Source organism: Streptosporangium sp. NPDC002607, from assembly GCF_053592655.1.
The window spans coordinates 1-7,083 of sequence record NZ_JBSFWD010000126.1 but is presented as its reverse complement, the minus strand read 5'-3'; the positions used below and the strand labels follow the sequence as shown (position 1 = coordinate 7,083).

Here is a 7,083-nt window from a genome sequence, read left to right as displayed (position 1 = left end):
ACCTGGTACGACGACACGCTCCCAACGCGGCGATCGCGTTCAACAGCACCCCGACGGATCCCTTCGACGCAGCCGCCCGCTGGATCGACACTCCCAGACCGACCGGTTCCGGCTGACCAGCGCGGCACCTGACCAAAGCACACCCCGGCCGCCGGGCTTCGGGGCGAAGCACCACCGGACCGCCGGCTCTCACCGCGTCTGGATCACTTCTCGGGGTCCCTTCACAGGTCCAACTGTCACCACGGGTGCCATGGCTGGCACGCGCCGTCGCGACCGAGGGCAGTATCGAACAGATCGACAAGCGTCTCGTAAAACAATTCGCAGCGCTGCTGCAACCCGGGGCTGAGGAATCCGGGAACAGCGGTTATCGCTGAGAATGATCAAGCTTGCGGAGTGTCCGTTAGGGGTCGCTCACCGAGACGGCCCCGATGTTCCTTACGTGGAGACCCGACCTGCGGCGACGCGGTCTCATTTAGGTTGTCCGCCAAACTGTCCGGTGATGGGGGGCTAAACGGTACGCTGCTGGCCCGCTCGGTCCCCGACGCCCGCGACATCGGTGACGCCCTGGTCGCCCGGGGTGTTCGCCTGTCTTTGGGTGGGAGCATCTACGACCCGGCCGACCCGATGTCGAAGATGTTCTTCAACATGCTGGCGGTGTTCGCCGAGTTCGAGGCCGGCTTGCTCAAGATGCGGACTCGCGAGGGGATGGCCGTCGCCCGTTCCCGAGGCAGGCTCAAGGGTCGCCGGCCCAAGCCGACCGCCCGGCAGCAGGCCGAGCTGGTGCGGATGCACGCCACCGGCGAGTACACCATCGCCGAGTTGATGGAGGTGTTCTCCATCGGACGTGCCACCGTCTACCGGGTCCTGGGCCGCGCTCCTGGTAGGTCTGAAGGCCAACGCGAGGGCCGGGCGGTCTCGTGAGCGCGGCAGTACGCCGATATCGCCGCCGGCGTCGGGATCGAAGACGGTCAGCGGTGGGCCGTCCGGGTCGTCCGCGTGATCGCGGCCAACCGGGGCGATCGCCTGGAAAGGTTCCAGCCGTCGGCCGACCCTGCCGGGCGCCGGGTCTGGGTCACCCGCTACATGCGCCACGGACACGGCGATGAGTTCAGCGCCCGCGACGCGATGTCCGCCGCACGAGCGGCGATGACGTCGGTCAAGGACCTGCACCGCGCCACCACCTTCGAGGCCGCCAGCGCCTTGTTGTTCACCGGTTCCGCTATTGGCTGTTCCGCTGTTCCAAGGTCGTGGACGGCGGCCTCCAGCTCAGGGCGCCTGGTGGCACGTGTGGAGATCTTCTCCGAGAAGATACGGGTGAGCCCGGCTTTGGCGAGGGAGTCCAGCTGCGCGTCCAGGGACTGTACGCCACGTTGCGCTGGCCGCTGACCTGTCTCGCTTCTCCATCCACACCACCCGGCACCTCTACCTGATCGACCTGGCCAGGATGGGCTGGGAACTGCACGCCATCGCCTGTCGCACGTCGACCAGAACTACGTGGGGGCCGAGACGCACGCCGCCGCGAACGCGATCCTGATCGAGGCCCAGCGCAGCGTGCCGATCGTGCGGTTGTGGGGCGGCGGGCTGCTCGCCTCGGTCGACGGGCTGCGGTTCGTCGTCCCGGTCCAGACGATCAACGCCGCCCCCTCCCCGAAGTATTTTGGTTACAGGCGCGGTCTGACGCTTCTCAACGCAATCAATGATCAAGTGATGGGGATCGGGCAGATGGGGGAAGTCTCGTAGCCGCTCACTCAGCCTGTCACCTCGCGGGCGAAGCTCGGTTCCGCCGCCTCCAGTCGCGGTACCGCGACCCCCAACCGGCGTGCTTCCGCCAGGGTGTCTCGGCAGATCTCACGCGGCTCCTCGGCCTCGGGGTCGGAGTGCGCCGCAAAATTCACGCGCGCCGGCGCGAAATGAGCGAGCAGCCAGGCGAGCGCGGGGGCCGTCAGCCAGGTGGGCGCCCGGAACGGTAGCACACCGCCCCGGTGACGTCGCAGGTCAACGCCGCGCGCCTTGAGGAGCGGCAGCAGTTCGCGGCCAGCCAGCAGCCCCTCGCGCAGGTCGCCCGTTGCCCCGGCCAGCTTGGACAAGGAACCCAGCCGCAGGCCCTGCGAGAACAGGCCGGCATCCGACACGAAATGGACCCACAGCCAGCCGCGGAAGTCAGGCTGCTCCTTAAGCCGGAGCCCGGCCTCGCGAAACGCCTGGCGCACGGCCCGCTCACGTTCGGTCGGCGGCTGGCCGAAGGTGCCGAAGATGACCGACGGCAGCAGCGCCCCACGGAGCACGCCGTCCGCGCCGAAACCGCCACCGGCCTGGGGAAAGCCCCAGGCGATCTGGTCGACAGGGAGTGCGCCGATCGCGGCCAGCGGCTCGGTCCAGATGTTGCCGAAGATCAGCACCGTGGCCTGGCCGACACGCGGGGACAGGAAGGCCGTCGCCTCCGCGAGGCGGTGGTGCGGCACGCTCAGCACGATCAGGTCGAAGTCGTGGTCCGGCTCCAGCGCCTCGCGGTAGCGCACCGGCCACTTCTGGACGACGCGCTGCCCCCACACCCGCCGCCGCGCATCGAGCAGATCGAGGTCTATCGCTTCCCCGTACGCCGCCGTGCGGCCCGGCCGGACGTAGAACTCGACGTCATGCCCGGCCCGTTCCAGGGCCCAGCCGTACATGGTGGCGATCACGCCTCGGCCGAACATCAGGATCTTCAAGTTGCACCTCGTGGGATACAATCGAATTGGAGGTCATCTCCACTTCCCAAAAATATGGAGGTAGTTTCCGTTTGTCAACGCGAGGTAGCGCATGAACTCCGCCAAGCCGCTGCGTGCCGACGCCCAGCGCAACCGCGAGGCCTTGCTCGCCAAGGCCCGGGAGGTCTTCGACGCCGGAGGCTTCTTCGACCTGCGCTTCGATGATTTCGCCCGCCTGGCCGGTGTGGGCACCGGCACGCTGTACCGCCACTTCCCCACACGGGAGGCGCTGGCCGAGGCGGTCTATCACGAGGAGGTCGCCACGCTGTGCGACCGCGCCCGCCAGTTGCAGGCCACGCTGCCCGCGGAGGAGGCCTTGGCGACCTTCCTGCGTGGCATGGTCGGCTACATGGATGCCCACCAGGGCCTCGCCCGGACGCTGGCCACGCTCATGGCCACCGGCTCGGGTACGCTCGCCGAGGGTAGTCGGGCGCTGGAGCAGGCTGTCACCGACCTGGTGGCCGCCGCCGTGAAGGACGGCGCCGTCCGCGACGACGTGGGTGCCGGTGCCGTCATGATGGCACTGCATGGCATCGGTGCGGCCCATGACCGCCCCGGTTGGCGGGCCGAGGCCGACGGTGTCATCACCCTCGTGCTGGACGGGCTGCGCCGGTCGCACTCAGGCGGCGGTCAGCGCGAGCACGAGCAGGAGAGTGTCGGTGAGTTGAAGTGAGAATACCTTTCTGACCAGGGAAAATGGGACTTGTCCAGGGTTCCGTTTTCACTGTCGGGAAGGCATCCCGTAGATGCAATTCAAGCACGCTCCCCAGGCGGTGTCGGTAGCGTTCGATGACCCGAATCTCGTGTCGGCCGCGGGCCTGGTGCCGGTGATGCGGCTCGCTCACACCGCTGGGCTTGCGGGCCTGTCACTGGACCGTCTCACGGTGCCGGGCGACAACGGCGCGAACGCGGGCGCGAAAGTTCGCGGCCCCGTCGCAGGAGGCAATCGAGCAGCACGTGGCCGGCCCGCAGGATGACGCCGCTGCCGGCGTTGAGCCGGAGGAGTTGCTGAAGCACTGTCCCGACAGCGGACGGCTGGTCCGCGATCGGGCCCCGTTCGCCTGCACGGCGAGTACCCGCCCGGTCCGAGAATCGGCGAGATAGACGTGGATGGGAAACCGCTCAGCGGCAGGCAGGCCGGGCGGGTAGAGGCCAGGGTGGTCCTGCCGTACGACCTGCCACGGCTGCACCCCCCAGCCGCCCGTACCGAAGCGGTGGCGCAGCACCAGCACATTCGGCCGCTCGATGAAAGCGAAGCGGGCCCGGCCCAGCCGCCCGTGTGTGGCCGCGACCTCCTCCTACTGTCCCGGTCACCGAAGGTCACGAACCCGTAGGCGGCCTGAATCTTCCACGCGTGGTCGTATCAGGTCTGCGGACGTACCGCGTACTTCTTCACCACCGACGCATCCCCGATCCCGAGCTGCTCGGCCAGGTAATCCACCACCGGCCATGGCACGTTGAGGGGATCCTCCAGAAACAGGCCCTTGTAACGGACCGTGCAGATCTGAACGGCCATCCCTAGACGGTGTGAGTCCGCACGCGACTGCGCGATCAGATCCCGATCGAACGCGTCGAGGAAGAAGAACTTCTCCAGGTCCGACAGTGACGGTATCTCCGTGAATAGCCTGTACGCCGCGACCTGCTCATCAGACAGAAACTCCACTGGCATGGCCGGAAACCGTAGAAGCGCGGCGTTTCCGGAAGATCACCCAAGGTAACTTCATGAACACCAAAACCTCACACCCCCCGCCCAGCCCGGGGCCCGCAAAACACCATGATCATTCTCAGCGATAACCGCTGTTCCTGGATTCCTCAACCCCGGATCCAGGCCGAGCGCCCGCCGGGCCGGGCCGCCCTGGCGGCTCACGGCCGGGCAGCGGGCAGTCGCCACCAGGGTCCACCGTCACCCGGGGCGGCTGCGACCCAGACCGGTGGCGCACCCAGCACGGTCGGCCCGACCTCTGCCCGCGCACGCGTACGGGGTGCGGGCGGCGGGCGATCGTCGCGGCCCGCACTTCTTCAGCGATGCGCGAAGGCAGGCTCGCTCAGCGCGGCCAGGCGTCGCGGGGGACGCGGTAGAGGACGCGTGACGTCGCGAACCAGTCCCGGTCGAGGAACCGGCCCGTGATCCGCCCCGCCAGGATGAGGTAATGCTCCACCTGCTCCCGGAACCCGGCGTCATCCAGGTCCAGGTCCCGCGCGTAATCCTGGAACGCCTCCTCGCCCACCCTGCCCACATACTCTCCGTCGTGGTAGTAGACCATCCCCTCGTCGGCAAGCTCATGCAAGCCGGCCATGTGCCAGTGAGCGAGGATGCCCCTTCCTCCCGTGCTCGCTTCTTCGGACAGCGTGAAACCTCTGTTCATGGTGACCGAGACAGACCAGCCCGGGGAGTGCGTCCCGATCCAGACCAGAGTCTCCTGCTCGTCATTGTCGATCAGGTCGAATGCGGTATCGAGATCGCAGAGAACTCCAGAGCCCGGATCCACCCGGAAACGCTCCGCGACTTCATCGATCTCCTCCGTGTCGATCCAGGCCACATCGAAGCGGCTGTTCAGGAGATCCTCCTCCAGGAGATCCCACTGGCTCTCCGCGGGCATCGCTCGCGACAGGTTCAACAGACAGATCCTTTCGAGGTTCGAGCAAGCCTGTGAGTGGAGGCGGATGACCGCCTCCACTCACAGACGTTCAGCTGGGCAACCTGAGATTGTCCGGATCAGCTCACGATCTTGACCCAGAACTGATTACCGGGCACGACACGATAGTCGGCGTAGAAGCTGTCGAGAGCGGCCCCATGATCCAGGTTGTGCTGCTTGGGAATCGCTTGGATGGAGTAGTTCCCGTCCTTCTTGCCGGCGCCTTCCAGCGTCGACGCGAATGGATACTCGTCACACTGGAGCCAGCCCGCCTGCGGAACCCCGTAGGCCCATTTCTTCGCCGTCTTGTACTCATCCCAGAAGTAGTACTTGCAGTGGTTCACCCCTATGAGCTGTTTACTCGTCGGCTTCGGCCTGGTGCCGTCGGGAGCCAGGGGAAGGTCCGGCCAGTGTTTCTCGTCAGCCGTACCTTGGTCCGTGATGAACTCGATGTTCTGGAAGAAGCTCCGGTTGTAGGTCCCGCCGTCGAGGGTAGATCAACACCCGACGGATCACGGTTCGGGGCGGTTCGATGACTCTCGACCCGGTTCCTTACACTTGATCAGATGCCCAAAGACACGACGCTCGCTCTCATCGTGGTCGACCATGACCCCGCCTGGCAGGCACGAGGAACCGCCCTCGCAAACGACCTGCGCTCCGCGCTCTCGCCACTGGCCCTGCATGTCGAGCACATCGGAAGCACAGCGATCCCCGGCATGGCAGCCAAGCCGATCTTCGATCTGCAGGTCAGCGTCCGGGATCTCCAGGAAGCCGAGCACAACTTCGACCAGCCATTGGCCGACCGGGGATTTCAGCGATCCGTCTATCGGTATGACCACGTCCCGGCCGGATGCGACGATGCCCAGGAACGTTGGACGAAGAGACTGTGGTCACGGCGCGGGCACATGGACGAAGACATCAACCTGCATGTCCGCATCCTCGGCACCCCCAACGAGCGATTCGCTTTGCTGTTTCGCGACTGGTTTCGGGCACACCCCGAGGCGGTCCCCGCCTATGCCCGCTTCAAAATGGTCCTCGCAGACACCGTCAGCGAGATTGGTACCTACGCCGACGTCAAGGACCCCGTGGTCGATCTCGTCATCACGGTCGCCGAGCCCTGGGCCACCGCAACGAACTGGGTGCCGCACGCCGGATAGAGCTTCAGGGGCGTGATGCGGTGCGCCGACACCGATCACTGACACCGAGAAGATCGACCGCCTCGCTCACGAGGCGGCTCCCTTGCCGCGGAGCGCGGCCTCGGCGGCGGCGCGCTGGGTGCGCTCGTGGGTCAAGGCTTCGCGGACCAACTCGCGCACCGGCTCGGTCCGCACGGTGCCGGCGGCGATGTCGCGCCGCAGCCGGGCCTCCGCGCTGCGCACCTCCCAGGCCCGGTTGCGACACGACTTCGAGCAGTAGGTGGCCAGGCGGCCGCGCCCGGCTTAGGGCACGTGCTGGCCATACCAGTCGCACGAGCGGCCCAGTAGCTGCTTGCGGGCGCGTACGTAGGGCTACCCGTGAGGCGGCGGATCCGGCGACTCTGCGGCCTCGGCGGGCATCGCGTTTCCCCCTTTTCGTCCCGGACGCATCGGCGCGAAAGTGACGATGCCTAATGACTCTGTACGACCCCGAGTTTCCCGACTCGGGAGCTCATCCCGCTGACGTCTCGACTTGAACTGGAGCTTGGACTTCTCATCGCAGGC

Annotated in this window: 8 protein-coding genes and 2 pseudogenes; 5 read left to right on the top strand and 5 right to left on the bottom strand. The window is 66.8% G+C overall.

The window, feature by feature from the left end; genetic code table 11:
• The first annotated feature begins 477 nt into the window (after window positions 1-477).
• Both ACWD3H_RS47240 and ACWD3H_RS47235 read left to right on the top strand, forming a co-directional pair.
• Complete coding sequence (locus tag ACWD3H_RS47240; protein WP_451959740.1) at window positions 478-921, top strand: recombinase family protein; 444 nt, start codon at window positions 478-480, stop codon at window positions 919-921.
• A 540-nt stretch (window positions 922-1,461) separates the two neighbouring features.
• Window positions 1,462-1,719 (top strand): annotated as a pseudogene (locus ACWD3H_RS47235) (Tn3 family transposase); the annotation flags it as partial.
• Between the two features lie 29 nt (window positions 1,720-1,748).
• Here the strand turns inward: ACWD3H_RS47235 and ACWD3H_RS47230 are convergent.
• The gene (locus ACWD3H_RS47230; protein WP_451959739.1) at window positions 1,749-2,708 is read right to left on the bottom strand and encodes a ketopantoate reductase family protein; all 960 of its coding nucleotides are present in this window, start codon (window positions 2,706-2,708) and stop codon (window positions 1,749-1,751) included.
• Between the two features lie 91 nt (window positions 2,709-2,799).
• On the opposite strand from ACWD3H_RS47230, the gene ACWD3H_RS47225 reads away from it, so the two are divergent.
• Window positions 2,800-3,420, top strand: a complete 621-nt coding sequence (locus ACWD3H_RS47225) for a TetR/AcrR family transcriptional regulator (protein WP_451959738.1) — start codon at window positions 2,800-2,802, stop codon at window positions 3,418-3,420.
• Between the two features lie 73 nt (window positions 3,421-3,493).
• Window positions 3,494-3,688 (top strand): annotated as a pseudogene (locus tag ACWD3H_RS47220) (IS1380 family transposase); the annotation flags it as partial.
• Between the two features lie 422 nt (window positions 3,689-4,110).
• Here ACWD3H_RS47220 and ACWD3H_RS47215 read toward each other — a convergent pair.
• The 3 genes from ACWD3H_RS47215 to ACWD3H_RS47205 all read right to left on the bottom strand — a co-directional run bounded on the left by ACWD3H_RS47215 (window position 4,111) and on the right by ACWD3H_RS47205 (window position 5,727).
• Window positions 4,111-4,416: a DUF4158 domain-containing protein gene (locus ACWD3H_RS47215; RefSeq protein ID WP_451959737.1), complete on the bottom strand. Its 306-nt coding sequence runs from the start codon at window positions 4,414-4,416 to the stop codon at window positions 4,111-4,113.
• A 376-nt stretch (window positions 4,417-4,792) separates the two neighbouring features.
• Entirely contained in the window at window positions 4,793-5,425 is a 633-nt protein-coding gene (locus tag ACWD3H_RS47210) for a hypothetical protein (protein WP_451959736.1), read from the bottom strand.
• Between the two features lie 38 nt (window positions 5,426-5,463).
• Window positions 5,464-5,727 (bottom strand): NucA/NucB deoxyribonuclease domain-containing protein, encoded by a 264-nt coding sequence (locus ACWD3H_RS47205; RefSeq protein ID WP_451959735.1) that lies wholly within the window; start codon window positions 5,725-5,727, stop codon window positions 5,464-5,466.
• Between the two features lie 222 nt (window positions 5,728-5,949).
• Here ACWD3H_RS47205 and ACWD3H_RS47200 point away from each other — a divergent pair, with 222 nt between their 5' ends.
• Window positions 5,950-6,540, top strand: coding sequence for a GrpB family protein (locus ACWD3H_RS47200; RefSeq protein ID WP_451959734.1), 591 nt, complete (start codon window positions 5,950-5,952; stop codon window positions 6,538-6,540).
• Between the two features lie 66 nt (window positions 6,541-6,606).
• On the opposite strand, the gene ACWD3H_RS47195 is transcribed toward ACWD3H_RS47200, so the two are convergent.
• On the bottom strand, window positions 6,607-6,762 hold the full coding sequence (locus ACWD3H_RS47195; protein ID WP_451959733.1) for a hypothetical protein: 156 nt from the start codon (window positions 6,760-6,762) through the stop codon (window positions 6,607-6,609).
• Between the last annotated feature and the right edge of the window lie 321 nt (window positions 6,763-7,083).

What these genes read in the sequence shown, in the direction of transcription:
- ACWD3H_RS47200 (WP_451959734.1), top strand. Translation starts at nt 5,950, where the DNA reads ATGCCCAAAGACACGACGCTCGCTCTCATCGTGGTCGACCATGACCCC.
- ACWD3H_RS47215 (WP_451959737.1), bottom strand. Translation starts at nt 4,416, where the DNA reads ATGCCAGTGGAGTTTCTGTCTGATGAGCAGGTCGCGGCGTACAGGCTA.
- ACWD3H_RS47225 (WP_451959738.1), top strand. Translation starts at nt 2,800, where the DNA reads ATGAACTCCGCCAAGCCGCTGCGTGCCGACGCCCAGCGCAACCGCGAG.